The organism is Pseudomonas agarici (assembly GCF_900109755.1).
GTDB lineage: Bacteria > Pseudomonadota > Gammaproteobacteria > Pseudomonadales > Pseudomonadaceae > Aquipseudomonas > Aquipseudomonas agarici.
Genome location: NZ_FOAR01000008.1, coordinates 65,237 through 91,106, shown reverse-complemented (window position 1 = coordinate 91,106; position 25,870 = coordinate 65,237). Strand labels below are relative to the sequence as shown.

Annotated in this window: 20 protein-coding genes; 17 read left to right on the top strand and 3 right to left on the bottom strand. The window is 60.7% G+C overall.

The annotated features are described in order from the left end of the window. Nucleotides 1-2,400: a xanthine dehydrogenase molybdopterin binding subunit gene (gene xdhB, locus BMX68_RS09805; protein ID WP_026013399.1), complete on the bottom strand. Its 2,400-nt coding sequence runs from the start codon at nucleotides 2,398-2,400 to the stop codon at nucleotides 1-3. After that, complete coding sequence (gene xdhA, locus BMX68_RS09800; RefSeq protein WP_017133952.1) at nucleotides 2,393-3,847, bottom strand: xanthine dehydrogenase small subunit; 1,455 nt, start codon at nucleotides 3,845-3,847, stop codon at nucleotides 2,393-2,395. The genes xdhB and xdhA overlap by 8 nt, the downstream gene beginning before the upstream one ends. Before the next feature lie 279 nt (nucleotides 3,848-4,126). Here xdhA and BMX68_RS09795 point away from each other — a divergent pair, with 279 nt between their 5' ends. The 11 genes from BMX68_RS09795 (at nucleotide 4,127) to BMX68_RS09745 (ending at nucleotide 18,145) form a co-directional block, all read left to right on the top strand. Further along, a complete protein-coding gene (locus BMX68_RS09795) occupies nucleotides 4,127-4,786 on the top strand; it encodes a GntR family transcriptional regulator (RefSeq protein ID WP_017133953.1) in 660 nt (219 codons plus the stop codon). A 2-nt stretch (nucleotides 4,787-4,788) separates the two neighbouring features. Continuing rightward, the gene (smc, locus tag BMX68_RS09790; protein ID WP_017133954.1) at nucleotides 4,789-8,277 is read left to right on the top strand and encodes a chromosome segregation protein SMC; all 3,489 of its coding nucleotides are present in this window, start codon (nucleotides 4,789-4,791) and stop codon (nucleotides 8,275-8,277) included. A 256-nt stretch (nucleotides 8,278-8,533) separates the two neighbouring features. Next, nucleotides 8,534-9,376: a cell division protein ZipA gene (gene zipA / locus BMX68_RS09785; protein WP_017133955.1), complete on the top strand. Its 843-nt coding sequence runs from the start codon at nucleotides 8,534-8,536 to the stop codon at nucleotides 9,374-9,376. An 87-nt stretch (nucleotides 9,377-9,463) separates the two neighbouring features. Continuing rightward, a complete protein-coding gene (gene ligA, locus BMX68_RS09780; RefSeq protein ID WP_017133956.1) occupies nucleotides 9,464-11,800 on the top strand; it encodes an NAD-dependent DNA ligase LigA in 2,337 nt (778 codons plus the stop codon). A gap of 475 nt (nucleotides 11,801-12,275) precedes the next feature. Then, nucleotides 12,276-12,914: a TetR/AcrR family transcriptional regulator gene (locus BMX68_RS09775; RefSeq protein WP_017133957.1), complete on the top strand. Its 639-nt coding sequence runs from the start codon at nucleotides 12,276-12,278 to the stop codon at nucleotides 12,912-12,914. A gap of 137 nt (nucleotides 12,915-13,051) precedes the next feature. After that, nucleotides 13,052-14,020 (top strand): GTP 3',8-cyclase MoaA, encoded by a 969-nt coding sequence (locus BMX68_RS09770; RefSeq protein WP_017133958.1) that lies wholly within the window; start codon nucleotides 13,052-13,054, stop codon nucleotides 14,018-14,020. Nucleotides 14,021-14,141: 121 nt separating this feature from the next. Continuing rightward, nucleotides 14,142-14,747: a DUF4823 domain-containing protein gene (locus BMX68_RS09765; RefSeq protein WP_017133959.1), complete on the top strand. Its 606-nt coding sequence runs from the start codon at nucleotides 14,142-14,144 to the stop codon at nucleotides 14,745-14,747. A 17-nt stretch (nucleotides 14,748-14,764) separates the two neighbouring features. Then, a complete protein-coding gene (locus tag BMX68_RS09760; RefSeq protein WP_017133960.1) occupies nucleotides 14,765-15,328 on the top strand; it encodes a DUF1285 domain-containing protein in 564 nt (187 codons plus the stop codon). 307 nt (nucleotides 15,329-15,635) lie between these two features. After that, nucleotides 15,636-16,535 carry a lipid A hydroxylase LpxO gene (gene lpxO / locus BMX68_RS09755; RefSeq protein WP_017133961.1) on the top strand — a complete coding sequence of 300 codons (900 nt, stop codon included), beginning with the start codon at nucleotides 15,636-15,638 and terminating at the stop codon, nucleotides 16,533-16,535. Between the two features lie 170 nt (nucleotides 16,536-16,705). Beyond that, complete coding sequence (locus tag BMX68_RS09750) at nucleotides 16,706-17,191, top strand: GNAT family N-acetyltransferase (RefSeq protein ID WP_017133962.1); 486 nt, start codon at nucleotides 16,706-16,708, stop codon at nucleotides 17,189-17,191. A 408-nt stretch (nucleotides 17,192-17,599) separates the two neighbouring features. After that, nucleotides 17,600-18,145: a histidine phosphatase family protein gene (locus BMX68_RS09745; RefSeq protein ID WP_017133963.1), complete on the top strand. Its 546-nt coding sequence runs from the start codon at nucleotides 17,600-17,602 to the stop codon at nucleotides 18,143-18,145. A 69-nt stretch (nucleotides 18,146-18,214) separates the two neighbouring features. On the opposite strand, the gene BMX68_RS09740 is transcribed toward BMX68_RS09745, so the two are convergent. After that, nucleotides 18,215-19,297, bottom strand: a complete 1,083-nt coding sequence (locus BMX68_RS09740) for a nucleoside hydrolase (protein WP_017133964.1) — start codon at nucleotides 19,295-19,297, stop codon at nucleotides 18,215-18,217. A gap of 382 nt (nucleotides 19,298-19,679) precedes the next feature. On the opposite strand from BMX68_RS09740, the gene BMX68_RS09735 reads away from it, so the two are divergent. From BMX68_RS09735 to BMX68_RS09710, 6 genes are all read left to right on the top strand, one after another. Then, nucleotides 19,680-20,651, top strand: coding sequence for a 2-dehydro-3-deoxygalactonokinase (locus BMX68_RS09735; RefSeq protein WP_017133965.1), 972 nt, complete (start codon nucleotides 19,680-19,682; stop codon nucleotides 20,649-20,651). A 31-nt stretch (nucleotides 20,652-20,682) separates the two neighbouring features. Then, entirely contained in the window at nucleotides 20,683-21,303 is a 621-nt protein-coding gene (locus tag BMX68_RS09730) for a 2-dehydro-3-deoxy-6-phosphogalactonate aldolase (protein ID WP_017133966.1), read from the top strand. Nucleotides 21,304-21,362: 59 nt separating this feature from the next. Next, nucleotides 21,363-22,511, top strand: coding sequence for a galactonate dehydratase (gene dgoD, locus BMX68_RS09725; RefSeq protein WP_017133967.1), 1,149 nt, complete (start codon nucleotides 21,363-21,365; stop codon nucleotides 22,509-22,511). Between the two features lie 84 nt (nucleotides 22,512-22,595). Next, on the top strand, nucleotides 22,596-23,906 hold the full coding sequence (locus BMX68_RS09720; protein ID WP_017133968.1) for an MFS transporter: 1,311 nt from the start codon (nucleotides 22,596-22,598) through the stop codon (nucleotides 23,904-23,906). 43 nt (nucleotides 23,907-23,949) lie between these two features. Next, complete coding sequence (locus BMX68_RS09715; protein WP_017133969.1) at nucleotides 23,950-24,768, top strand: SDR family oxidoreductase; 819 nt, start codon at nucleotides 23,950-23,952, stop codon at nucleotides 24,766-24,768. A gap of 83 nt (nucleotides 24,769-24,851) precedes the next feature. Beyond that, on the top strand, nucleotides 24,852-25,853 hold the full coding sequence (locus tag BMX68_RS09710) for a substrate-binding domain-containing protein (protein WP_017133970.1): 1,002 nt from the start codon (nucleotides 24,852-24,854) through the stop codon (nucleotides 25,851-25,853). The last annotated feature ends 17 nt before the right edge of the window (nucleotides 25,854-25,870 follow it).

Here is a 25,870-nt window from a genome sequence, read left to right as displayed (position 1 = left end):
TCATGGCGAGACCGGTTCGATGTCGCTGGTCACAGGTTGCCTTGCCTTGACCTGGCGCATCTGCTCGCAGCCCCACAACACCCGCTCCGGCGTCGCCGGAGCGTCAATCTTCGGTTGCACCCGATAATCGGCCAGGCTCGCCACCGCATCCTTGAGCGCGCACCACACGGCGATTCCGAGCATGAACGGCGGCTCGCCGACGGCCTTGGAGTGAAACACCGTGTCTTCGGGGTTCTGGCGGTTCTCCACCAGCTTCACCCGCAAGTCCAGTGGTGTGTCCGTCACCGCCGGGATCTTGTAGCTGGCCGGGCCGTTGGTCAGCAGCCTGCCCTTGGCGTCCCACACCAGCTCCTCCATGGTCAGCCAGCCCACGCCCTGGACAAAGCCGCCTTCGACTTGACCCATATCGATGGCCGGGTTCAGCGAAGCACCGACGTCATGCAGGATATCGGTGCGCAGCACCTTGTACTCGCCGGTCAGGGTGTCGACGATCACTTCGGCGCACGCTACGCCATAGGCAAAGTAGTAGAACGGCCGCCCCCGGGCCTGACTGCGGTCGTAGTAGACCTTCGGCGTCTTGTAGAAGCCGCTGCTGGACAGCGACACTTGGGCAAAATACGCCTGCTGGATCAACGCCTCGAAAGTCAGGATCTGCTCGCGAATCCGCACATGGCCGTTGCGGAACTCAACATCTTCCTCGCTGACCTGGTACTGCCGCGAGGCGAACTCCACCAGCCGTTGCTTGATGATCTGTGCGGCATTCTGCGCGGCCTTGCCGTTCAGGTCGGCGCCGCTGGAGGCGGCGGTGGGCGAGGTGTTCGGCACCTTGTCGGTACGGGTGGCGGTGATCTGCACCCGGTGGATTTCCACTTGGAATACCTCGGCTACCACTTGGGCTACCTTGATGTTCAGTCCCTGGCCCATTTCCGTGCCGCCATGGTTCAGGTGGATGCTGCCGTCGGTATAGACATGTACCAACGCGCCGGCCTGGTTGAGAAAGCTGGCGGTAAACGAAATGCCGAACTTCACCGGCGTCAGCGCCAAACCTTTTTTCAGGATCGGGCTGTGGGCGTTGTAGCGGCGAATGGTTTCCCGGCGCTCGGCGTACTGGCTGCTGGTTTCCAGTTCGGCGGTCAGCTCTTCGAGCAGGTTGTGCTCGACGGTTTGATAGTAGTGGGTGATGTTGCGCTCGGTCTTGCCGTAGTAATTGGCCTTGCGCACCGCCAGCGGATCAAGGCCCAGATGACGGGCAATGCTGTCCATTACCTCCTCGATGGCGACCATCCCTTGCGGGCCACCGAAGCCACGGTAGGCGGTGTTCGAGGCCGTGTGGGTCTTGCAGCGATGGCCGTTGACAGTGACGTCGCCCAGGTAATAGGCATTGTCGGCATGGAACATCGCCCGGTCGACAATCGACGCCGAAAGGTCCGGCGAGCAGCCGCAATTACCGGCCAGTTCCAGGTTGATCCCGTGCAAGCGTCCGCTGCTGTCGAAGCCGACGTCATACTCGATATAGAAAGGGTGGCGCTTGCCGGTCATCAGCATGTCCTCGACCCTGGGCAGGCGCATCTTGGTCGGTTGCCCGGTTAGCCGCGCTACCACCGCGCACAGGCACGCCGGGCTGGCGGCCTGGGTTTCCTTGCCGCCGAAGCCACCGCCCATGCGGCGTATGTCGACGACGATCTGGCTCATCGATACATCCAGCACCTCGGCCACCCGTTTCTGCACTTCGCTGGGGTTCTGGGTCGAGCAGTAGACGATCATGCCGCCGTCTTCGGTAGGCATCACCGAGGAGATCTGGGTCTCCAGGTAGAAGTGCTCCTGGCCGCCGATATGCAGGTTGCCCTGGATCCGGTGTTCGGCGCTGGCCAGCGCGCCGGCCGAGTCGCCGCGCTTGTGGCTGTGGCTGTCGAGGACGAAATGTCGCGCGCGCAGGGCTGCGACCACATCCAGCACCGGCTCCAGGTCCTCGTATTCGATGATCGCCGCCATGGCCGCCTTGCGTGCGGTTTCCAGGTCTTTGGCGGCGACGGCGAGCACCGGCTGGCCGACGAACTCGACCTTGTCGATTGCCAGCAGTGGGTCGCCAGGCAGTAGCGGGCCAATATCCTTGAGACCGGGAATGTCCTCGTGGGTAATGACGATACGCACGCCTTCAAAGGCATGACAAGGCGCGGTGTCGACGCGGATGATCCGCGCATGGGCGCGGTCGGACAGGCGCGCATAGACGTGCAACTGATTGGCGAACACCGGGCGGTCATCGATATATACGGCTTCGCCAGCCACATGTTTGTCGGCGCTATCGTGCTTGACGCCGCGTCCGACACCGGTGGTCAGGTCCAGGGCGAACAACTGGGCGAGCTCAGCCGGGTTTTTTTCCATAACGGGATGCTTAGGCATAAGCGGTCACCCGGCTCTCGATATGCGGCGTTTGCAGTTCGATGAAGTATTTGCGCAACAGGTTCTGGGCGCTGAGCAGGCGGTATTCCTTGCTGGCGCGCAGGTCCGACAGCGGTGTGAAATCCTCGGCCAGTGCCTGGCAGGCGTGCTCGATATTAGCAAGGGTCCAGGCAGCGCCCATCAGCGCGGCTTCACAAGCCCTGGCCCGTTTCGGGATCGCCGCCATGCCGCCGAAGGCGATCCGTGCATCGGCGACCACACCGTCTTCGATCCGCAGGTTGAACGCGGCACAGACCGTGGAAATATCGTCGTCCAGGCGCTTGGACACCTTGTAGGCGCGGAACTGCCACGCGGCGCTGGCCCTTGGCACGATAATCTTCTCGATGAACTCGCTTGTCTGGCGGACGGTCACCCGGTAGTCGATGAAATAGTCTTCCAGTGCCAGGGTGCGGCTGTCGGTGCCCTTGCGCAGGACCAGTTGCGCCTTCAGCGCGATCAGCAAGGGCGGCGAATCGCCGATGGGCGAGGCGTTGCCGATATTGCCACCGAGGGTACCCTGGTTGCGAATCTGCAGCGAGGCAAAGCGTTGCAGCAGTTCGCCGAAATCCGGGTACTCGGCCTTGAGGGAGGCATAGCAATCCGACAGCGGGGTGGCGGCGCCGATTTCCAGGCGATCGTCGAAGGTCTGGACACGCTTGAGCTCGGCGACATTACCGACATAGATCGTCAACGGCAGGTCGCGGTGGAACTGAGTGACTTCCAGGGCCAGATCGGTGCCGCCGGCCAGCAATCGAGCGTGTGGGTGCGAACCATAGAGCTCGGCCAGCTCGGCGACGGTCAATGGCACCAGGCAGCGTTTGTCGCCGTGGTTTAACTCGCCGGTTTCAGTCGGTGCGATGGCCTTCAGGCGGGCGATGGTCCGGGCCTCACGGGCGTCGAACTGATCGGCGGGCTTGTTGCGGCAGGCCTGTTCGGCAGCGGCGAGGATCGACCGGTAGCCGGTGCAGCGACAGAGGTTGCCGGCCAGGGCTTCGTGGGCCTGGTGGCGGTCGGGGGTTTCGCTGTTCTTCTGCAGGGCGAACAACGACATGACAAAGCCGGGCGTGCAGAAGCCGCACTGCGAGCCGTGGCACTCGACCATGGCCTTCTGCACGCTGTGTAACTGGCCTTGGTGCTTGAGGTCCTCGACACTGATCAGTTGCTTGCCGTGCAGCGAAGAAACGAAGGCCAGGCAAGAGTTGAGGCTGCGATAGCGAATCTGTTCGGCACCCGAATCGTCCGTGTGCAGCTCGCCGACCACCACGGTGCAGGCACCGCAATCGCCGCTGGCGCAGCCTTCCTTGGTACCGCACTTGCCCAGATGCTCGCGCAGGTAGTTGAGCACCGTCAGGTTCGGGTCCAGGGTGTGCTCGCTACGGAGTTCCTGGTTAAGTAAAAACTGGATCACGGAAGGCCTCGCAGACTCATTATTGTTATTGACCCTTGAGGCTGAATCTAGTAGTGCTTGACTTTTAGGTCAACAAGGATTTGACCTGTGGGTCAGGAAATTTCGCCCTCTAGGAAACCTCCCGTCAATTCACAGGCTGTTCCGGCCAACCGGGGGGATGAGTGGCAGGAGCCCTAGGTGTATTGCCTGTCAAATTTGCCCCATTGGGCACTGCGCTATCATGTACCAATTGCGTTACACTGCGCCGCTGGCTCTGATCAAAGATTTTGAAGGAAAACCATGACGTTCAAGGCGCCGGATAGCCTCGCCGAGCAAATTGCTCACCACCTCGCCGAACGTATCATTCGCGGCGAACTCAAACCCGGCGAGCGCATCCAGGAACAGAAAGTCACGCTGGCGCTCAATGTCAGTCGCGGCTCGGTACGCGAGGCTTTGTTGATTCTCGAGCGCCGCCATCTGATCGCCATTCTGCCGCGACGGGGTGCCCACGTCACCGAACTCACCGCCCACAAGGTGCAGAGCCTGTGTACCCTGATGAGCGAGCTATATATCCTGCTCGGCAATGCCGTTGCCCAGCGCTGGAAAGTGCAGAGCGACTTGGCGCCGTTTCTGCTATTGCAGCAGCGCCTGAGCGCCAGCTACGAACGCCAGGACATCCGCACCTTCGTCGAAGACAGCTTCAACGTGATGCGCGCGGCGTATCCGTTTGCCGACAACCCGTACCTGCAGGAAACCGTCGAGAACCTGCAACCAGCCATGAGCCGTGCCTATTACCTGGCGTTGGAGCAGCGCCAGGCGGAAATGAGCGAATACCTGGAGTTGTTCGCGCAACTGCTGGCTGCGGTGATCGCCCGTGACCTGCCGCTGATCCGCGAGGTCCTGGCCAGTTACTCCCAGCTCAGTTGTGACATCGTGCTGTCTGCCCTGGCGGTCGATTAAGCGTGCGGCTCAAGTGCATCAAGTTGGCGGGGTTCAAATCCTTCGTCGACCCGACCACGGTGAACTTCCCCAGTAACATGGCGGCGGTGGTCGGGCCCAACGGCTGCGGCAAGTCGAACATTATCGATGCCGTGCGCTGGGTGATGGGTGAGAGTTCGGCAAAGAACCTGCGGGGCGAGTCGATGACCGATGTCATCTTCAACGGCTCCATCAGTCGCAAGCCGGTCAGCCAGGCGAGCATCGAACTGGTGTTCGACAACTCCGACGGCACCCTGATCGGCGAATACGCCGCCTACGCGGAAATTTCCATTCGCCGCAAAGTGACCCGCGATAGCCAGAACAGCTACTTTCTCAACGGCACCAAGTGTCGGCGCCGGGACATTACCGATATCTTCCTCGGCACCGGTCTGGGGCCGCGCAGCTACTCGATCATCGAGCAAGGGATGATCTCCAAGCTGATCGAAGCCAAGCCGGAAGACCTGCGCAACTTTATCGAAGAAGCGGCGGGGATCTCCAAGTACAAGGAGCGCCGCCGCGAAACCGAAAACCGTATTCGTCGTACCCACGAGAATCTGGCGCGCCTGACCGACCTGCGCGAAGAGCTCGAGCGCCAGCTCGAACGCCTGCATCGCCAGGCCCAGGCCGCCGAGAAATACCAGGAATACAAGGGCGAGGAGCGTCAGCTCAAGGCCCAGTTGTCGGCCCTGCGTTGGCAAGCGCTGAACGAGCAGGTCGGACAGCGCGAGGCGATTATCGGCAACCAGGAAATCGGCTTCGAAGCCTTGGTGGCCGAACAGCGCAATGCCGATGCCAGCATCGAGCGCCTGCGCGATGGCCACCATGAGCTGTCGGAACGCTTCAACTTGGTGCAGGGGCGTTTTTATTCGGTGGGCGGCGACATCGCCCGGGTCGAACAGAGCATCCAACATGGTCAGCAACGTCTGCGCCAGTTGCAGGACGATTTGCGCGAGGCCGAGCGTGCTCGCCTGGAAACCGAGTCGCACCTGGGACACGACCGTACTTTGCTGTCCACTCTCGGCGAAGAGCTGGCGATGCTCGGACCCGAACAGGAACTGGCCAGCGCCGCCGCCGAAGAGGCCGCCGCCGCGTTGGAAGAGTCCGAGACCACCATGCACGGCTGGCAGGAACAGTGGGACGCCTTCAACCTGCGTTCGGCCGAACCCCGGCGGCAGTCGGAGGTCCAGCAGTCGCGGATCCAGCAACTGGAAGCCAGCATGGAGCGTCTGGCCGAACGCCAGCGCCGCCTGAGCGAAGAGCGTGGCTTGCTCGCCGCGGACCCGGAGGATGCGGCGATCCTCGAGCTCAACGAGCAACTGGCCGAAATCGAGCAAACGCTGGAAGATTTGCAGGCCAGCGAAGAAGGGCAGGTCGAACGCCTCGAACAACTGCGCCAGGATTTGCACCGGGCTACCCAGGACCAGCAGCAGGCCCAAGGCGATTTGCAACGGCTCAACGGCCGTCTCGCCTCCCTGGAAGCTTTGCAGCAGGCGGCACTCGATCCCGGCACCGGCACTTCCGAATGGCTGCGCGAGCAGCACTTGGCCGAGCGTCCACGCCTGGCGCAAGGTCTGAAGGTTGAGGCTGGCTGGGAACTGGCGGTGGAAACCGTGCTCGGTGCCGACTTGCAGGCGGTACTGGTGGACAACTTCGCCGGTCTTGACCTGAGCAGCTTCCAGCAAGGCGACCTACGCCTGCTCAGCCCGGCGGCGCAGGGTACGCGGGTGCCCGGCAGCCTGCTGGAGAAGGTCGAGGCGGATATTGATCTGTCACCGTGGTTGGGCGAAGTCAGGCCAGTCGAGAGTCTGGAACAGGCACTGGCCTTGCGCGGCCAGTTGACGGCGGGAGAAAGCCTGATCAGCCGCGACGGCTTCTGGGTCGGTCGGCATTTCTTGCGGGTGCGCCGCGCCAGCGAAGCGCACAGCGGTCTGTTGGCCCGCGACCAGGAAATCCAGCAATTGGGCTTGGAGCGCGAAGAGCGCGAAGAGGCTCTGGCGACCCTGGAAACCCACCTGCAAACCCTGCGGGCCACCCAGCGCCAGCAGGAAACCGGTCGTGAACACCTGCGCCGCTTGCTGCAGGACGAAGCTCGCCGCGAAGGCGAGTTGAAAGCCAGGTTATCCGCTGGCAAGGCCAAGGCCGAACAGTTGCAGTTGCGTCGTACCCGCCTCGACGAGGAGCTTGAGGAACTGGGCGAACAACGTGTCCAGGAACACGAAGAAGTCGGCGCGGCGCGCCTGCAACTGCAGGAGGCACTCGACGCCATGGCCATGGATACCGAGCAGCGCGAGCGACTGCTGGCTCAGCGCGACAGCCTGCGCGAACGCCTTGATCGGGTGCGCCAGGAAGCCCGTCAGCACAAGGATCATACTCACCAGTTGGCGGTGCGCCTCGGCTCGCTGAAGGCCCAGCATGACTCTACTCGCCAGGCCCTTGAGCGCCTGGAGTTGCAGTCCGAACGCCTGAGCGAAAAGCGCGAGCAGTTGAGCCTGAACCTGGAGGAGGGCGAGGCGCCGCTGGAAGAACTGCGCCTCAAGCTCGAAGAACTGCTCGACAAGCGTATGACCGTCGATGTCGAACTCAAGACCGCGCAGGTCGCCCTGGAGGATGCTGACCGTGAACTGCGCGAGGCCGAAAAGCGCCGCAGCCAGGCCGAACAGCAATCCCAACTGATTCGCGGCCAGCTCGAACAACAGCGCATGGAATGGCAGGCCCTGACCGTGCGTCGAAAGACCTTGCAGGACCAGTTGCTCGAAGACGGCTACGACCTCCACGGCGTGCTCGCCACGCTGACCGCCGATGCCAGCGAGAAGGCCGCCGAGGAGGAGCTGGAGCGAATTGCCGTGCGTATCCAGCGTCTGGGCGCGATCAACCTCGCGGCCATCGACGAATACCAGCAACAATCGGAACGTAAGCGTTACCTGGATGCGCAGGACGCCGATCTGGTCGAGGCTCTCGAAACTCTGGAAAACGTCATCCGCAAGATCGACAAGGAAACCCGCAACCGCTTCAAGGACACCTTCGATCAGATCAATGCCGGGCTACAAGCTTTGTTTCCAAAAGTGTTTGGCGGTGGCAGCGCTTATCTGGATCTTACCGGTGATGACCTGCTCGACACCGGGGTCACGATCATGGCGCGGCCCCCAGGAAAAAAGAACAGCACCATCCATTTGCTCTCTGGCGGTGAGAAGGCCCTCACGGCCCTGGCCCTGGTTTTCTCCATCTTCAAGTTGAATCCGGCCCCGTTTTGTATGCTCGACGAAGTTGACGCCCCGCTGGATGACGCTAACGTTGGACGTTATGCCCGGTTGGTCAAAGAGATGTCGGCATCGGTGCAATTCATCTATATCACCCACAATAAGATCGCCATGGAAATGGCCGATCAACTGATGGGGGTGACGATGCACGAGCCCGGTTGTTCTCGGTTGGTGGCGGTGGATGTCGAAGAGGCCATGGCGATGGTCGACGCTTGAGGCGGCTGAGGGCGCGAACAGATTCGAGACGCAACGGGTTTTCCTCGGATTGGCGGGAACTCGCACTGATCCTTGGGGACTTATTAATACGTACCCTGTACGACAGACGGTGCAAAGTTACCTTTGGTCGTGTTAATTTAATGTCCAATTTTCTTGTGCGTGGGAAAAACGCCTATCAGAACATAGAGTTGGCGCCACGCTTTAAAGGGTTTTCCGCCCTTTCTTCATAGAACCATTATTAGAGGCACGGGATTACATGGAAATCGGTCTGCGCGAGTGGCTGATCGTCATCGGCATCATTGTCATTGCCGGTATTCTTTTTGATGGCTGGCGGCGGATGCGCGGCGGCAAGGGCAAGCTCAAGTTTCGTCTGGATCGCAGCTTCTCGAATCTGCCGGACGACGACGCCAGCGCCGAATTGCTAGGGCCTCCCCGTGTGCTTGACACTCATAAGGAGCCGGAACTCGATGAGCATGACCTGCCATCGGTCAGCATGCCCGCGCGCGAGCCTCGGGAAAAGCCGTCCAAGCGCGGCAAACGTAACAGTGAGCCGAGCCAGGGCGACTTGAATCTGGACCTGGAGGAAGGCCCGAGCTTCAGCAGCCGCGCTGATGATTTCCCGGACGAACACAAGCCGGCCGCACGCCAGGACAAGGAGCAGCCAGCGGCTGAGGAAGTCTTGGTGATCAGCGTGATCAGCCGTGATGCCAACGGCTTCAAAGGCCCGGCACTGCTGCAGAACATTCTCGAAAGCGGCCTGCGTTTCGGCGAGATGGATATCTTCCACCGTCACGAAAGCATGGCCGGCAATGGCGAAGTCCTGTTCTCCATGGCCAACGCGGTCAAACCGGGTGTATTCGATCTCGACGATATCGACCACTTCACCACCCCGGCGGTGAGTTTCTTCCTCGGTTTGCCGGGCCCGCGCTATCCGAAACAGGCCTTCGACGTGATGGTCGCCGCCGCACGCAAACTGTCCCAGGAACTCAACGGCGAGTTGAAGGACGATCAGCGCAGCGTACTGACCGCCCAGACCATCGAGCATTACCGTCAGCGTATCGTCGAGTTCGAACGCCGCGCCCTGACCCAGAAGCGTTAATCGCGAAGACGCCAGACGCTTCACCGCAAAAAAAACGCTAACATATTGAGCAGCTTCGGCTGCTCTTTTGCTTTATGAGACCTTCCCATGACTGCTGCCCATACCCGCATTCTAGAGCTGCGCGCTGAGCTCAATCAGCACAACTACCGTTACCATGTGCTCGACGAGCCGAGCGTTCCGGACGCCGAATACGACCGGCTGTTCCGCGAACTCAAGGCCCTGGAAGCCGAACACCCGGAGCTGGTCAGCGCGGATTCGCCGACCCAGCGTGTTGGTAGCGAGGCATTGTCGGCCTTCACCCAAGTCCGGCATGAAATCCCGATGCTGAGCTTGGGCAACGCCTTCGAAGAAATCGATATGCGCGAGTTCGACCGCCGTGTCAGCGAGGGCCTGGACCTGCCCGGCGCCGCAGTCGAGTACAGCTGCGAACCGAAACTGGACGGCCTGGCGGTCAGCTTGTTGTATCAGGACGGTGCCCTGGTGCGCGGTGCGACCCGAGGTGACGGTACCACTGGCGAAGACATCAGCATTAACGTGCGCACCGTGCGCAATATCCCGCTCAGACTCCATGGCAGCGGCTGGCCAGCCACCCTCGAAGTGCGCGGTGAAGTGTTCATGTCCAAGGCCGGTTTCGAGCGCCTGAACGCCACGCAACTGGAAGCCGGCGGCAAGACTTTCGCCAATCCCCGCAATGCCGCGGCGGGCAGCCTGCGCCAGTTGGACTCGAAGATCACCGCCAGCCGTCCGCTGGAGTTTTGCTGCTACGGACTGGGCCAGGTCTCGGCGGACATCGCTGACACCCATATTGGCAACCTCCGGCAACTCAAGGCCTGGGGCGTGCCGGTCAGCCGTGAACTGAGGCTGGCCCAGGGCATCGGTGACTGCTTGGATTACTACAGTGATATCGGCGAGCGCCGCAACGCGCTGCCCTATGAAATCGACGGCGTGGTGTTCAAGGTCAACAGCCTGGCCGCCCAGCGTGAACTGGGCTTTCGCGCCCGCGAACCGCGTTGGGCGATTGCCCACAAATTCCCGGCCATGGAAGAACTCACCGAACTGCTCGATGTGGAATTCCAGGTCGGCCGTACCGGCGCGGTCACCCCGGTAGCGCGCCTGAAGCCGGTCAAGGTGGGCGGCGTCACAGTGGCCAACGCGACCTTGCACAACATGGATGAAGTCGCGCGCCTGGGGCTGATGATCGGTGATACGGTGATCATTCGCCGTGCCGGCGACGTGATCCCACAAGTGGTGCAGGTCGTCACCGAGCGCCGCCCGGAAAATGCCCGTGCCGTCGAAATCCCACTGACCTGCCCGGTCTGCGCTTCCCATGTCGAGCGCACGCAACTGATCAAACGCAGCAAGGGCCGTGAAACGATCAGCGAGGGCGCGGTATATCGCTGTGTCGGTCGTTTGGCCTGTGGTGCCCAACTCAAGCAGGCGATTATCCACTTCGTCTCGCGGCGGGCGATGGATATCGAAGGTCTGGGTGACAAGACCATCGAGCAACTGGTGGATGAAAAGCTGATCGCCTCGCCGGCCGATCTCTACACCCTGACGGACAAAGATATCGTCGACCTCGAAGGCTTTGCCGAACTGTCGACGCGTAATCTGCTGGAAGCCATCGCCAACAGCAAGCAGCCGAGCCTGGCGCGATTTATCTACGCCCTGGGTATTCCCGATGTGGGCGAAGAGACCGCCAAGGTCCTGGCGCGCTCGCTGGGCTCGCTGGAGCGGGTCATGCAGGCGTTGCCGCCGGTACTGACCTACCTGCCGGATGTCGGTATGGAGGTGGCCCATGAGATCCACAGCTTCTTTGAAGACGAACACAACCGCACGGTGATCGCGCAGCTATTGGAGCGTGGGTTGGTGTTGCAAGACCAGGGTGAACTGGGCGCCGAGTTCGCCGCCAGTACTACGCTGGCCGAGCTGATCGCCAAGCTGGACATCAGTTCGGTCGGACCGACGGCGGCGCAAAAACTGGCGACCCGGTTCGGCTCTGTCGAAGGTATCGTCAAGGCTGACTGGCTGGACCTGCGCCAGGCGTTGAATGAAAAACCGGCCAATGCCGTGCGCGAATTCTTCGAGCAGCCAGGAAATGCCGAGCAGGCCCTGGCGATCGAGGCACAATTGCGTGATTTCGGCATGCACTGGCAGAGCGAAAAAAAGGCTGTCGAGAATCTGCCGCTGACGGGCCAGACCTGGGTGTTGACCGGTTCGCTGGAATTGATGAGTCGCGATATCGCCAAGGACAAGCTGGAAAGCCTGGGGGCCAAGGTCGCCGGGTCCGTCTCGGCCAAGACCCATTGCGTGGTTGCGGGCCCTGGAGCGGGTTCCAAGCTGGTGAAAGCCAACGAGCTGGGACTCAAGGTGCTGGATGAAGAAGCGTTCGAGGTGTTCCTGAAAGGGCATGGCATCAAGGTCTGATCGTACCGGGCCTGGTGGCCTCTGGTGATGCCCGAGCGTGGGCGCGATCTTGTGACCTCGAAAGACAAATTTGCGGACAAAAAAAACCCGGATTCTTGGGGGGGCGAATCCGGGTTAAGACCATTAGGAGTAAAACAAAGGCGCACGGTCCCTTAGCACCTTTAATCAGCGCGTCACTTGGGGGAGATGTCGCGCCGACACCTCAAGTATTAGCCAGTATCGCGTCACGTCCAGTCAGTTCTGCTCATTTTTTAAACAGATTTGGAATACCGGCGCTTCGGTTGTGTTCTCATTACCTGCCACGGGCCCTCGAGTCTTGCTTGAGTGGGACGCTGCGTGCCCTGAATGAAAACTTTTTGACCGAGATGGGTTGATTCGTCGACAGTGAAAACCAAAAGCCTCGGATGATTCGTGCAATTTGACGCGGCTCAGGCATAATGCTTGGCTTCGATTTTGCCCCTACAGACCTTTTCTTATGCATAAAGAACCCCGTAAGGTCCGTGAGTTTCGTCGCCGCGAGCAAGAAATTCTCGATACCGCGCTACAGCTGTTCCTCGAACAGGGTGAAGACAGTGTCACCGTCGAGATGATCGCGGACGCCGTCGGTATCGGCAAAGGCACCATTTACAAACACTTCAAATCCAAGGCGGAGATCTACCTGCGCCTGATGCTCGACTACGAGCGCGACTTGAATCAATTGCTGCATTCGGCCGATGTCGACAAGGACAAGGAAGCACTGTCTCGCGCCTACTTCGAATTCCGCATGCGCGACCCGCAACGTTATCGGCTGTTCGATCGCCTGGAAGAAAAAGTGGTCAAGGGCCAGCAGGTGCCGGAGATGGTCGAGCAACTGCACAAGATCCGTGCCTCCAACTTCGAGCACCTGACCTTGTTGATCAAGGGCCGCATCAGTGAAGGCAAGCTTGAAGATGTGCCGCCATACTTCCACTATTGCGCCGCCTGGGCGCTGGTGCACGGCGCGGTGGCGCTGTACCACTCGCCGTTCTGGAGCAATGTGCTGGAGGATCAGGAAGGCTTCTTCCAATTCCTGATGGACATCGGCGTGCGCATGGGCAACAAGCGCAGGCGCGACACCGATACGCCGGTCACCTGACTATTGAGCCAGATGCTCGCGTCAGGTTTCGCTATATGGCGCGGCGCCCCAGGAATATACTCAGGGATAGGGTTTGCTAAAATTTGATGTTCAAGTCGGTTTTTAGCGGGTAGCAGAGTCTAGCGCTGGAGTGTTTCATGATCGTTGATCGTCAAGGCAGGCGCTTTCGCAACCTACGCATCAGCCTGACATCCGCTTGCAACTATGCCTGTACCTACTGCGTGCCCAATGGCAAGCGGCTGGTGGCTGCCCAGGATGAATTGTCGGCCGAGGCCATGGCGCGGGGGGTCGCCTACCTGATCGAGGCGGCTGGCATCGAGCGCTTGCGTATTACCGGCGGCGAACCGCTGGTCAGTCCTAAGCTGGAAGCGTTCATGGGCGCCGTGGGCAAGCTGGGCCTGAGTGATATCAGCCTGACCACCAACGGCCAACTGCTGGCGCGCAAACTGCCGTTGCTGGTGGAGGCCGGGATCCGGCGAATCAACGTTTCCCTCGATACCCTCGATCCGGCCGCTTTCCGTGGCATTGCCCGTGGCGGTGATCTGGCGAGCGTGCTTGACGGTATGGATCAGGCTCGGGCTGGCGGCCTGAAAATCAAGGTCAATATGGTGCCACTGCGTGGGCAAAACCTGGACCAGGTGATGCCGCTGCTCGACTACTGCCTGGAGCGGGGTTACGAGTTGCGTTTCATCGAGTTGATGCGCATGGGGCATCTGGCCAGCGACCACAACGCCTTCCTCCAACAGTTTGTCAGCCTCCAGCAACTGCTGGAGCTGATCGGCGAACGCTACGAATACCTGCAAGCCAATGCACCGGTCGACGCGACGGCGGTGCGCTATGAGATTCCGGGGCAAGGCTATTTTGGCGTGATTGCCAATGAAAGCGTACCGTTCTGCCGGACTTGCTCGCGCTTGCGCCTGTCCTCCACGGGATGGCTGCATGGTTGCCTGTCGTCGAGCAACCGGCATTACGTCGGCGACTTGCTGGACAAGCCGCGCCACGAAGCCTTGCCGGCGCTGCAGCGGTTACTGGTCAAGGCCCTGGGCGACAAGCAGGAAGTGGCTTTCTCCGGTGGCGCGACGGTGATGAAAATCATCGGCGGCTAGAAATTAAGCCACTCTCGCAGGCTTGGCACAAGACTCAATCCCTCTACCAGGCTTATCTGGCGCGGAAGCTGCATTAGGCGGCTATTCGCCGGTTTTCCGTCACCGGCCTCTGGAGGATAGGATGCGTAGCCTGGTTATGCTGCTGGCGTTTTTGGCGCTGGGCGGCTGCATGAAAGTCAGCGACCTGGGAGAAGGGGCTCGTTATCAGATGAGTGACGCCGGGTTGCTCGATCATAGCGACACGCGCCGGATCCACTCGTTCCGCATTCAGCCGGATTCCTTCATTTACATTGCCCAAGGCGCATTTGCCCCGCCGGGCAGCAGCTATCCACGGCCGAACGTGGTCGCCGAAGAGGCCTTCAACGGTTTTGTCGAATATTTCCCGATGGTCCGTCGCGCCCGTGCCCCGGTCGGCCTCAACGAGGCCATGGCCGAAGCCCGCTCCGCCGGCGCCCACTACCTCTTGTACAGCCGTTTCGCCAAGTCCGACGACCGGATCGGCAACTATGACGAATGGGCCGACCAAGAAGCCGTTGATCGCCTGGGAATCGACAGCGGCGTGATCCAGATCATGCTGATCGAGACCAGCACCCAATATCTGATCGATACTGCACGGATCAAGAGTCGTGGCGGTTTGCTGACGTTCCATGACAATAAACCGCAGGACCTGATTGCCAAACCACTGGCAGAATATGCGCGTAGTTTATTGGGCTTGAGCGATCAGTAAATCAGTTGGGAGCGAACATGAGTGAACCGAGCAAGGCCAACGACCTGTTGGCGCAAATTCCCCAGACAAAAAAGGGCTTGCCGCCGATTCACCTGTGGAATCCGGACTTCTGCGGCGATATCGACATGCGCATCGCCCGCGACGGCACTTGGTACTACCTGGGCACACCCATCGGGCGCAAGCCAATGGTCAAGCTGTTTTCTACCATCCTGCGGCGCGACGGCGACGATTATTTCCTGATTACCCCAGTGGAAAAGGTCGGCATCAAGGTCGACGACGCGCCTTTTGTCGCGGTGACTCTGGAGGTCGAAGGGCAAGGCGAGGAGCAGCAACTGCGCTTTACCACCTACGTCGATGAACAGATAACGGCGGGGGCCGAGCATCCGATCCGAGTGCTGATCGATCCCGCCAGCCAGGAGCCGTCGCCGTATGTACATATACGCGGCAATCTCCAGGCGTTGATCCATCGCAATGTGTTCTACCAGTTGGTGGAGCTGGCGGTGACACGGCGGATCGACGGCCAATCCTGGCTCGGCGTGTGGAGTGGCGGGGAGTTTTTCCCGATTGGCCTCGAACCCTGATTCGCCAATCACCTGACTGATCCTGCGCATCGAAAGAGGTCTTGTCGAAGACAACTATCTGCTGCCCGGCTCGCCACTCGCTTGCTTCACCCTTATCTGGAATGCGAAACCGGTAAAAATGTAAGAAAAGTCTGTAATAGATTACGTTTTTGTCTTCGGTTTAAGTAGGAAATACTGGAAAGCACGGCGGCGGCTGTTTTACCCTAGTGGGCTAGCTATTTTTCTCGATATCCAGCCTTCGCAGGCTCTGCTCCAAGGCTGGCTGTTGCGTGAAGTTAGCGTATTTCCGACTTCTGTGACGACGCCTGTGAAACTCATCATTATTGCTGTATACGTACTGTCCATCGCGTATGTACACCTGCGCGGTAAAGTCCGGCACAAGCTGGGCCGCCAACTGAGCGACCACTCCAGCTTCCTGGCACCGATCAACTGCTTCCTCTACCTGTTTTCGAAGATCCCCAGCCGTCCCTATCTACAAACTACTGATTTTCCCGAACTCAAGCCGTTGCAGGACAATTGGCAGGAAATTCGTGAGGAAGCCTTGGCCTTGTCGCGGGCGGGTAACATCAAGAAATCCGAGCGGCCCGAGGATGTCGGTTTCAACTCCTTCTTCAAGAGCGGCTGGAAACGCTTCTATCTGAAGTGGTATGGCGATAATCATCCATCTGCCCTGGAGCTCTGCCCGCGCACCACCGAACTGCTTAACCGCATCGGCACGGTCAAGGCGGCGATGTTCGCCGAATTGCCACCGGGTTCGAAACTGGTCCGTCACCGTGATCCGTATGCCGGTTCCCTGCGCTACCATCTGGGGTTGGAAACACCGAATGACCCGGGCTGCTACATCAACGTCGACGGCCAGAGCTACCATTGGCGTGACGGCGAATCGGTGCTGTTCGACGAGACCTTTATCCATTATGCGCAAAACACCACGGACAAGAACCGCGTGATCCTGTTTTGCGATATCGAGCGGCCAATGAAGTATCGCTGGGCGACGGCATTCAACCGTTGGTTCAGCCGCACCGTGATGGCGGCTGCCGCGGCGCCCAATGGCGATGGCGACAAGATCGGCGGGATCAACAAGGCGTTCGCCAGGCTGTATGGCATCCGCCAGCGCGGCAAGGCGCTGAAGAAGACCCACCGTACTCGCTATTACTTGGAGAAGTGGGCGATCTTCGCCGGGTTGCTGGGGTTGTTCCTGCTGATCTAGTGGCCTGTACGGTGAGTTGCAAGGCGGCGTTTTGCCTGTTTTGCGACATTGGCCATGGCCGTTTGCAAAAGCGTCCGCGGTGTTGCCGTGCGCGAATTTTTCGTTGAAATGATTCAAGCAGCGACGCAATCCGAATAGCATGGGCGACTTCATCAATTATGGAAGCGTCCATGTCCCTCGAAATACGCGAAGCCCGGCCCAGCGATGCGCCGCAGATCCTGGCCTTTATCACTGAGTTGGCAGACTACGAGCGAGCTCGCCATGAAGTGATCGCCAGTGTTGTCGACATCGAGCGCAGCCTGTTCGGCGAAGGCGCCACGGCCCATGGCCTGATCTGCTTGCGTGATGGCGAGCCGGTTGGCTTCGCGGTGTTTTTCTTTAGTTACTCCACCTGGCTCGGACGCAACGGCTTGTACTTGGAAGACCTCTATGTCTCGCCACAACAGCGAGGCGCGGGGGCAGGCAGGAAGCTGTTGCGGCATCTGGCGAAGATTGCCTGCGCCAATGATTGTGGACGCCTGGAATGGAGTGTGCTGGACTGGAATCAACCGGCTATACGCTTCTACGAGTCCATCGGTGCCCAACCACAGAGTGAATGGGTACGCTACCGGATGGATGGTGACGTGCTCAAGCACTTTGCCGAATCCGACGACTGATCTCAATCGTCGGTCAGCCCCATGGCCGTCACTGGATCCAGTGCCACAACGGTAGGGTGCCGACTCGTCCGACCGCCGAGCCGGTGCTGCTGCCGGTAGGGGAGTGCTGGGAATCGATAGGGCGCTGGGAGTGTCGTATGTTGCGGTACTTTCTGTGTGAAAAGTCTTATTGAATTGTGCGCCCAGTCTGAGAAGCGAAAGCTGCCATGAAAGGAGCTGACTCTCGGCATCCGTGCTCTGTACGATGACGGCTCTTGCGCCGATCAGGCAGGTTTAAAGACACTCTTGGAGTGCGATGACGGTGGTGCAACCGTGCCGGGTTTTCACCTGTGTGCTTCCTTGTAACAAAATGATATAGGTGCCTGCGCAGGGTCATTCTCGGCAAGGCATAACGGGAGAAACTTGCATATGGCGATTCGGCTCAGTGTTGTCTGCCATGCCCGCACCGAAGCCCAGCGCCTGGGGCGTTTTCCGCTGGACGAACCGGTGGAGTCCAAGGGCTTGGCCAAGGCCGCCGAGCTGGCGTGCTGCCTGAAAAAACCGGTGCGGGTTCTCAGCGCGCCGGAAACCCGTGCCTGGCAGACAGCCGAAGTACTGGGCAGCGAGATCGAGATAGTCCCGGAGCTGGGGGATTACGACTTTGGCGAATGGCAGGGTCTGGCCCTGGCGGATCTCCAGGACAGTGATCCCGAGGCGCTGGCGGCCTGGGTCAGTCAGCCGCAGGTGACAGCACCGGCGGGCGAATCGGTGTCGGCATTGTGCGCAAGGGTTGGGGCCTGGCTCGACGGTTTTCACGAGGACGGACACTTCGTCGTGGTGACTCACCCCTTTGTGATCCGCGCCGCGATTCTCCACGCGCTGCAGGCCGATCCGACTTCATTCAATGCAATCGATATTGAGCCTTTGTCGGTGATCGACCTGCGTCGCAACGGGCGCTGGCGCCTGCGCTTCTGATGAGATGCTGCGGCTGAGTCTTTGTTCCATGGCACGCACGGGGCTTGCCTGCTCGCCGCAGTCAGTGTGTCAGCGAGGGCTTTTCACCGGCGTCGGCAAGGTCAGCAGCGATACGTAGCCATCCCAGAATTTCTCCTGGTTCACCGCGAACACCACTTTGGCCTTTTGCGTTCCCACCGGCGCGCCTTTCTTGTAACCCAGCGCACGACCGTAGTCCGGGCCGAAATGCGTGTCGACATCGATCCACATATCGCGCGACTCGGTGACGATTTCAGGCTCGCTCAAAAACAGCGTCGGTAGAGTGTCCCAGGTAAAGCTGTGGTAGCCAGGGTCCTTGGCGAACTCTGGTCCGAACACACTCTTGTACAACTGCGCCACCGCGCCCTGGGCGGCAATCACCCGTTGGTAGATCGTAGCGTCGAAGATGAGTTTCTCGCAGACATCGTTCGGGAAGATCACATGTTCGATGGGGGAGCGCAGGACGATTTTTGCCGCTTCCGGGTCGAACCACCAATTAAACTCGGCGGCGGGGGTAGTATTGCCCGGAACCTCGATGGCGCCCCCCATGTACACGATACGCTTGATCAGCGGCACGATATCCGGGGCTTGACGGATGGCCAGGGCCAGATTGGTCAGCGGGCCGATGGCCAGTAAGGTGACTTCATGGGGATTCTTGCGCACGCTGTCGATAATGAATTGCGGGGCGGTTTCGCTGCGCAACCGGGTGTGGGTCGCCAGGCCATCGGGCGGCGCCACCCATTGCGCCGCGGAGGTCGGGCGCGGGCTCTGGAAGGCACCGGACCAGCCGGTGCCGTACAGCGCCTGTTCCTGTGGGTAAGTCGCAAAGTCATGCAGCAATGGATAGGCCGCACCGGAGTAGACGCCGACTTCCTTCTCCACGCCCATGCGCTCGACGGCCTTTAGCGCATCGACCTGTTCCTGGTCGACCCAGGCGTTGCCGCTGACCAGGGTCATCCCCAGCAGTTCGATCTTCTTCTGTGCATGCAATTGCGCCAGCATGATAAAGGCCTGGCCGTCGTCGTTGATGACGTTGAAATCGGTGTCGAGAATGACTTTTTCAGCCGCTTGCGGCGCACCGCTCGACAAGCCAACAGCCAACGCCAGTGCGCAGCCCTTGAGAAGGTGTTGCATGGTGATTTGCCCCAATGAGTGTTGTTGTAATGCCCTAACCCAGCATGCCTGCCGACGCCTGGAAACGCCATCAGCGACACGTTGGATCCGGCTGCGCGTCTGGGGCTTATTGGGCTCTGATGCCGATTTTCTTGCCCACATCGGGCATTCCTGCGACAGGGCGGGGTGGCGCGCCAATATACCATGCGTGCCGATCCGCCCATGATGCCCGTGGGAGCCGGTCTGCTGGCCGTGACGGCCGATCCCGCAAGACGCCGATGGTAGTGTTGGTGAAGTTATAGTTCCCATTATATGGGATTATTATTTACATGTTGAGATTTTCAGCGCGCCGGGTTTATAGTCCCTGGCACTCACTGCCGAAAAAAACAACACAGGTGAAGCGATGCAGGCGCAATTGATCGCGCTCGATTGGGGAACGACTTCCCTGCGTGCCTACAAGCTCGGTCCTCACGGCCTGGTGCTGGAACAGCGCATGTTGGCGTGCGGCATCATGCAATTGCCCAAGGTGCCGCGTCTGGTGGCCGGGCAGTGGTGCGACGATGGTTTCGAGCTGGCATTCGATCAAGCTTGCGGTGACTGGCTTGATACTTGTGCGCAATTGCCGGTGATCGCCTGTGGCATGGTTGGCAGTGCCCAAGGTTGGCGCGAGGCTGTGTATCGGGAAACCCCGGCCAGTCTTGGCGGCTTGAGCTCCAGCCTGCAAAGGGTGGGCACCTTGCGCGGTATCGACCTGCATATCGTCCCCGGTGTCATCCAGCGTTCGCGCCTGCCGAATGTGATGCGCGGCGAGGAAACCCAGGTGCTCGGCGCCCTCGATGTGCTGGGCGATGACAGTCGCGTGCTGATTGGCCTGCCCGGTAGTCATTCGAAATGGGTCCAGGTGATTGCCGGCAACCTCGTGCACTTCGATACCTTCATGACTGGCGAGCTCTTCGCTGCCTTGAGCGAGCACACCATCCTGGGTCGTACCCAGCAACGCAACGCGCCGTTCGATGCGCGAGCCTTTGACCTCGGTGTGCAGGTGGCCCTGTCCACCGAAGGCGAGGTCGGTCCTTTGTCCACGCTGTTCAGCGCCCGTACCCTGGGCCTGACCGGCGAGTTGAGCGCCGCCGAACAACCCAACTATCTGTCCGGCCTGTTGATCGGCCATGAACTGGCGGCACTGCGCACGCTGCTGCGCCAGCGCCATGCCGGGAGCGAGCTGCCGGCGATCCTGCTGATCGGCAACCCACAACTCTGCATCCGTTACCGGCGGGCCTTAGAGGCTTGCGGCTTCGCTTCGGTGAGCCTGGCCGAACAGGCCACCGAACGGGGTTTATGGCAACTGGCCCTGGCGGCCGGCTTGCTGGACTGAAGCGTTCGACAATTCCTTTCGGAGGTTTGAGATGTTCAAGCAAGCGCTGACAAGAAACGGTCTGATCGCCATCCTTCGCGGCCTGCGTCCCGAGGAAGCCGAGGCCATCGGCAGGGTGCTGTACGAGGCGGGGTTTCGCGTTCTGGAAGTGCCGCTCAACTCGCCGCAACCCTATGACAGTATTCGTATCCTGCGCGACAGCCTGCCCGCCGATTGCCTGGTGGGTGCAGGCACCGTGTTGACGCCGGCGCAGGTCGAACAGGTGAAGGCGGCGGGTGGCCAGGTGATCGTCATGCCCCACGCGGACCCCGTGGTCCTGCGCGCGGCCAAGGCCGCTGGCCTGTACCTGGCGCCGGGCGTCGCTACGCCCACCGAAGCCTTTGCCGCGCTGGCCGAGGGGGCTGACGCGTTGAAGATGTTCCCCGCCGAGCAGTTGGGGCCTGCGGTGGTCAAGGCCTGGCTCGCGGTGTTGCCGGCCGGCACCGCGTTGATCCCGGTGGGCGGCATCACGCCGGACACCATGCAGGCTTTTCTGGAGGCCGGTGTCAGTGGTTTCGGCCTCGGTTCGGGACTGTTCAAGCCAGGGCTGAGCGCATCGCAAGTGGCCGAGCGGGCTAAGACCTATGTAACTGCCTGGAACACCTTCCGTTAAGGTTAAGACTGCCGATGCGCGGCGTCCATCGACGAGCGCCATGACCAGAGAGAAAGGCGATGAAAATTACCCAATTGACCACCTATATCGTTCCACCGCGTTGGTGCTTCCTCAAGGTCGAGACCGACGAAGGGGTCACCGGCTGGGGCGAGCCGGTGGTGGAAGGCCGCGCCCATACCGTGGCGGCGGCAGTCGAGGAGTTATCCGATTATCTGATCGGCAAGGACCCGCGCAATATCGAGGATATCTGGACGGTGCTCTACCGGGGTGGATTCTACCGTGGTGGAGCGATCCACATGAGCGCCCTGGCCGGGATCGACCAGGCGCTCTGGGATATCAAGGGCAAGGCCCTGGGGGTGTCGGTCAGCGACCTGCTGGGCGGCCAGGTGCGGGACAAGATCCGCGTGTATTCATGGATCGGCGGCGACCGTCCGGCCGATACTGCGCGAGCGGCGAAGGAAGCGGTCAGCCGTGGCTTCACGGCGGTGAAGATGAACGGCACCGAGGAGCTGCAATTTCTCGACAGCCACGACAAGGTCGACCTGGCGCTGGCGAACGTTGCCGCGGTGCGCGAGGCGGTGGGACCGGATGTCGGCATCGGCGTGGACTTCCATGGCCGGGTACACAAGCCCATGGCCAAGGTGCTGATGAGGGAACTCGATCCCTACAAGCTGATGTTTATCGAGGAGCCGGTGCTCAGCGAGAACTACGAAGCCCTCAAGGAGCTGGCGCCGCTGACCAGTACGCCGATCGCCCTCGGCGAGCGCTTGTTCTCGCGCTGGGATTTCAAGCGGGTGCTCAGCGAGGGATATGTCGACATCATCCAGCCGGATGCCTCCCATGCCGGCGGCATCACCGAAACCCGCAAGATCGCCAATATGGCCGAGGCTTACGACGTCGCCCTGGCCCTGCATTGTCCGCTGGGGCCGATTGCCCTGGCGGCATGCCTGCAACTGGATGCGGTTTGCTACAACGCCTTTATCCAGGAGCAGAGTCTGGGCATCCATTACAACGAGAGCAACGACCTGCTGGACTACGTCAAGGATCCTGGGGTGTTCGACTACGAGAAAGGCTTCGTGAAGATCCCCAACGGTCCTGGCCTGGGGATCGAGATCAACGAGGAGTACGTGATCGAGCGGGCGGCCATCGGCCATCGCTGGCGCAACCCGATCTGGCGCCATGCCGATGGCAGTTTTGCCGAGTGGTGAAATGGTTTTATCCGGCGACGCTGAATGCGTAGCAAGAAGTAACCGATAAGCAGTCCTCAATAATCATAAGAAGAGGCACGCTCCATGCAACTCGAACAGCCCCTGGCGTCGGCGTCCCTGGTGACGCCCAGCCGCAAGCGCTTCTTCATTATGGTGCTGCTGTTTATCACCGTGGTGATCAATTACCTGGACCGCAGCAACCTGTCGATTGCCGCGCCGGCCCTGACCGGCGAACTGGGCATCGACCCGATTCATGTCGGCTTGATCTTCTCGGCCTTCGGCTGGACCTACGCCGCCATGCAGATTCCCGGCGGCTGGCTGGTGGACCGGGTGCCGCCACGGATTCTCTACAGCGTGGCCCTGTTGCTGTGGTCGGTGGCGACAGTGCTGCTCGGCTTCGCCGCCAGCTTCATTGCCCTGTTTGTCCTGCGCATGGCGGTCGGTGCCCTGGAAGCCCCGGCCTATCCGATCAACAGCCGGGTGGTCACCACCTGGTTCCCGGAACGCGAGCGGGCCACCGCCATCGGCTTCTATACCTCCGGGCAGTTTGTCGGCCTGGCGTTCCTCACCCCGGTCCTGGCCTGGCTACAGCACCAATACGGCTGGCATATGGTGTTTGTCAGCACCGGTGCGCTGGGCATTCTCTGGGCGGCGATCTGGTACGCGGTGTATCGTGAACCCCGCGACTTCAAGGGCGCCAATAGCGCCGAGATCGAGCTGATTCGCGAGGGTGGCGGGCTGGTGGATATCCAGGCGCAAACCTCTCGGCGCAAGACGCCATTCAGTTGGGCGGATCTGGGCATCGTGCTCAGCCAGCGCAAGCTGTGGGGCATCTATCTGGGACAATTTTGCCTGAACTCGACCCTATGGTTTTTCCTCACCTGGTTCCCGACCTACCTGGTGAAGTACCGTGGCATGGACTTTATCAAGTCCGGTTTCCTCGCCTCGTTGCCGTTTCTCGCAGCCTTTGTCGGCGTGCTCTGCTCCGGGCTGTTCTCCGACTGGCTGATCCGGCGCGGCGTCGGTATCGGTCTGGCGCGCAAGTTGCCGATCATCGGTGGGCTGCTGATTTCCACGTCGATCATTGGCGCCAACTTTGTCGACTCCACGGCCCTGGTGATTGCCTTCCTCGCCCTGGCGTTCTTCGGCAACGGTCTGGCCTCCATCACCTGGTCGCTGGTCTCGACCCTGGCCCCGGCGCGTCTGCTGGGATTGACCGGCGGGGTATTCAATTTCATCGGCAACCTGTCGGCGATCAGCACGCCGATCGTGATCGGCTTTCTCGCCAGCGGCGATTCCTTCGCCCCGGCTATTACCTATATCGCCGTGCTGGCGTTGATCGGCGCGCTGTCTTATGGGCTGCTGGTCGGCAAGGTCGAACGGATCGAGTTGTAGTGCGAGTTCCCGGTTCATTGGATTTCATTCAGGAGGAGTTGAAATGGCCAAACCGCTGTCGTTACCCGAAGTCCCCGAGCCGAAGCGGGGCGACCGCCTGAAAGACAAGGTGGTGGTGATCACCGGCGCGGCCCAGGGCATCGGCGAGGCAATCGTCGCCTGTTTCCAGGCACAACAGGCGAAACTGGTCATCGGCGATATCCAGGCCGAGAAGGTCGAGCAAGTCGCCGCCCGCTGGCGCGGGCAGGGCGCGCGGATTCACGCACAAGCCATCGACATCACTTCGCCGACCCAATGGCGCGCCCTGGTCGATGTGGCCATCGAACGCTTCGGTCGGGTCGATGTGCTGGTCAACTGCGCGGGCGTGAATGTGTTTCGCGACCCGCTGGAAATGACCGACGAGGATTGGCGGCGCTGTTTTGCTATCGATCTGGACGGCGCCTGGTTCGGCTGTCGGACGGTGTTGCCGCACATGATCGAGCAGGGCATCGGCAATATCATCAATATCGCCTCGACCCATTCCAGCCACATCATTCCCGGCTGTTTCCCTTATCCGGTGGCCAAGCATGGCCTGCTCGGCCTGACTCGGGCGCTGGGCATCGAGTACGCGCCCAAGGGTATTCGGGTCAACGCGATTGCTCCGGGGTATATCGAGACCCAGCTCAATGTCGATTACTGGAACGCTTTCGCCGACCCCGAGGCCGAGCGCCAGCGGGCCTTGGACCTGCATCCGCCACGGCGTATCGGCCAGCCGGTCGAGGTGGCGATGACGGCCTTGTTCCTGGCGACCGACGAGGCGCCGTTCATCAACGCCTCCTGCCTGATGATCGATGGCGGGCGTTCGGTGATGTATCACGACTGACCGGCGCGCAGGCCTTCGGGGCGGCGTTTGTCGCACGTAACGATTCAACCAGAACCAGCCAAACAAGAACAAGAGGGTTGCCCATGCTTATCAAACGCAAGCTCCGTTCCCTGACCTGCGCGGTGGCGGTAGTCGTCGCCAGCGGTTTTTCTCACCTCGTCGTGGCCGCAGAAGTGAAGATCGGCTTTCTCGTCAAGCAGGCCGAAGAGCCGTGGTTCCAGACCGAATGGGCCTTTGCCGAGAAGGCCGGCAAGGACAAAGGCTTCACCGTGATCAAGATCGCCGTCCCGGATGGCGAGAAGACCCTCGCCGCTATCGATACCTTGGCTGCTAATGGCGCCAAGGGTTTTGTCATCTGCTCGCCGGACACTTCGCTGGGCCCGGCGATCATGGCCAAGGCCAAGCTCAATGGGTTGAAGGTGTTGGCGGTGGACGACCGCTTTGTCGATGCCAAGGGCAATCCGATGGAGGATGTACCCTATGTCGGCCTGGCGGCGTTCAAGATCGGCCAGAAGCAGGGTGCGGCGATGGCCGAGGAAGCGAAACGGCGCGGCTGGGAGTGGCGCGACACCTACGCGGTGATCAACACCTTCGACGAACTGGATACCGGTAAAAAACGTACCGACGGTTCGGTGGAAGGGCTCAAGGCGGCGGGCTTGCCGGCCGATCATATTCTGTTCAGTCCGCTCAAGACCCTCGACGTACCGGGCAGCATGGACGCCACCAACTCGGCGCTGGTCAAACTGCCCGCGGCGGCAAAGAACCTGCTGATCGGCGGAATGAACGACAGCGCGGTACTGGGCGGCGTGCGCGCCACCGAGAGCGCCGGCTTCAAGGCTGCCAATGTGATTGGCGTCGGCATCAACGGCACCGATGCCATCGGCGAGTTGAAAAAGGCCGACAGCGGCTTCTTCGGCTCGATGTTGCTGAGCCCGGACACCTCCGGCTACGAAACCGCCAGCCAGATGTACACCTGGGTTACCACCGGCAAGGAGCCGGCCAAGTACACCGCGCTGGACAATGTCACCCTGATCACTCGGGCCAACTTCCAGGTGGAGCTGAGCAAGATCGGCCTGTGGAAATGAAACGGATTTTCGCTCAC

Excerpts from the sequence above, each read along its gene's own strand:
- xdhB (WP_026013399.1), bottom strand. The coding sequence starts at position 2,400 with ATGCCTAAGCATCCCGTTATGGAAAAAAACCCGGCTGAGCTCGCCCAG.
- BMX68_RS09795 (WP_017133953.1), top strand. The coding sequence starts at position 4,127 with ATGACGTTCAAGGCGCCGGATAGCCTCGCCGAGCAAATTGCTCACCAC.
- zipA (WP_017133955.1), top strand. The coding sequence starts at position 8,534 with ATGGAAATCGGTCTGCGCGAGTGGCTGATCGTCATCGGCATCATTGTC.
- ligA (WP_017133956.1), top strand. The coding sequence starts at position 9,464 with ATGACTGCTGCCCATACCCGCATTCTAGAGCTGCGCGCTGAGCTCAAT.
- BMX68_RS09775 (WP_017133957.1), top strand. The coding sequence starts at position 12,276 with ATGCATAAAGAACCCCGTAAGGTCCGTGAGTTTCGTCGCCGCGAGCAA.
- BMX68_RS09770 (WP_017133958.1), top strand. The coding sequence starts at position 13,052 with ATGATCGTTGATCGTCAAGGCAGGCGCTTTCGCAACCTACGCATCAGC.
- BMX68_RS09765 (WP_017133959.1), top strand. The coding sequence starts at position 14,142 with ATGCGTAGCCTGGTTATGCTGCTGGCGTTTTTGGCGCTGGGCGGCTGC.
- BMX68_RS09760 (WP_017133960.1), top strand. The coding sequence starts at position 14,765 with ATGAGTGAACCGAGCAAGGCCAACGACCTGTTGGCGCAAATTCCCCAG.
- BMX68_RS09750 (WP_017133962.1), top strand. The coding sequence starts at position 16,706 with ATGTCCCTCGAAATACGCGAAGCCCGGCCCAGCGATGCGCCGCAGATC.
- BMX68_RS09745 (WP_017133963.1), top strand. The coding sequence starts at position 17,600 with ATGGCGATTCGGCTCAGTGTTGTCTGCCATGCCCGCACCGAAGCCCAG.
- BMX68_RS09740 (WP_017133964.1), bottom strand. The coding sequence starts at position 19,297 with ATGCAACACCTTCTCAAGGGCTGCGCACTGGCGTTGGCTGTTGGCTTG.
- BMX68_RS09735 (WP_017133965.1), top strand. The coding sequence starts at position 19,680 with ATGCAGGCGCAATTGATCGCGCTCGATTGGGGAACGACTTCCCTGCGT.
- BMX68_RS09730 (WP_017133966.1), top strand. The coding sequence starts at position 20,683 with ATGTTCAAGCAAGCGCTGACAAGAAACGGTCTGATCGCCATCCTTCGC.
- dgoD (WP_017133967.1), top strand. The coding sequence starts at position 21,363 with ATGAAAATTACCCAATTGACCACCTATATCGTTCCACCGCGTTGGTGC.
- BMX68_RS09720 (WP_017133968.1), top strand. The coding sequence starts at position 22,596 with ATGCAACTCGAACAGCCCCTGGCGTCGGCGTCCCTGGTGACGCCCAGC.
- BMX68_RS09715 (WP_017133969.1), top strand. The coding sequence starts at position 23,950 with ATGGCCAAACCGCTGTCGTTACCCGAAGTCCCCGAGCCGAAGCGGGGC.
- BMX68_RS09710 (WP_017133970.1), top strand. The coding sequence starts at position 24,852 with ATGCTTATCAAACGCAAGCTCCGTTCCCTGACCTGCGCGGTGGCGGTA.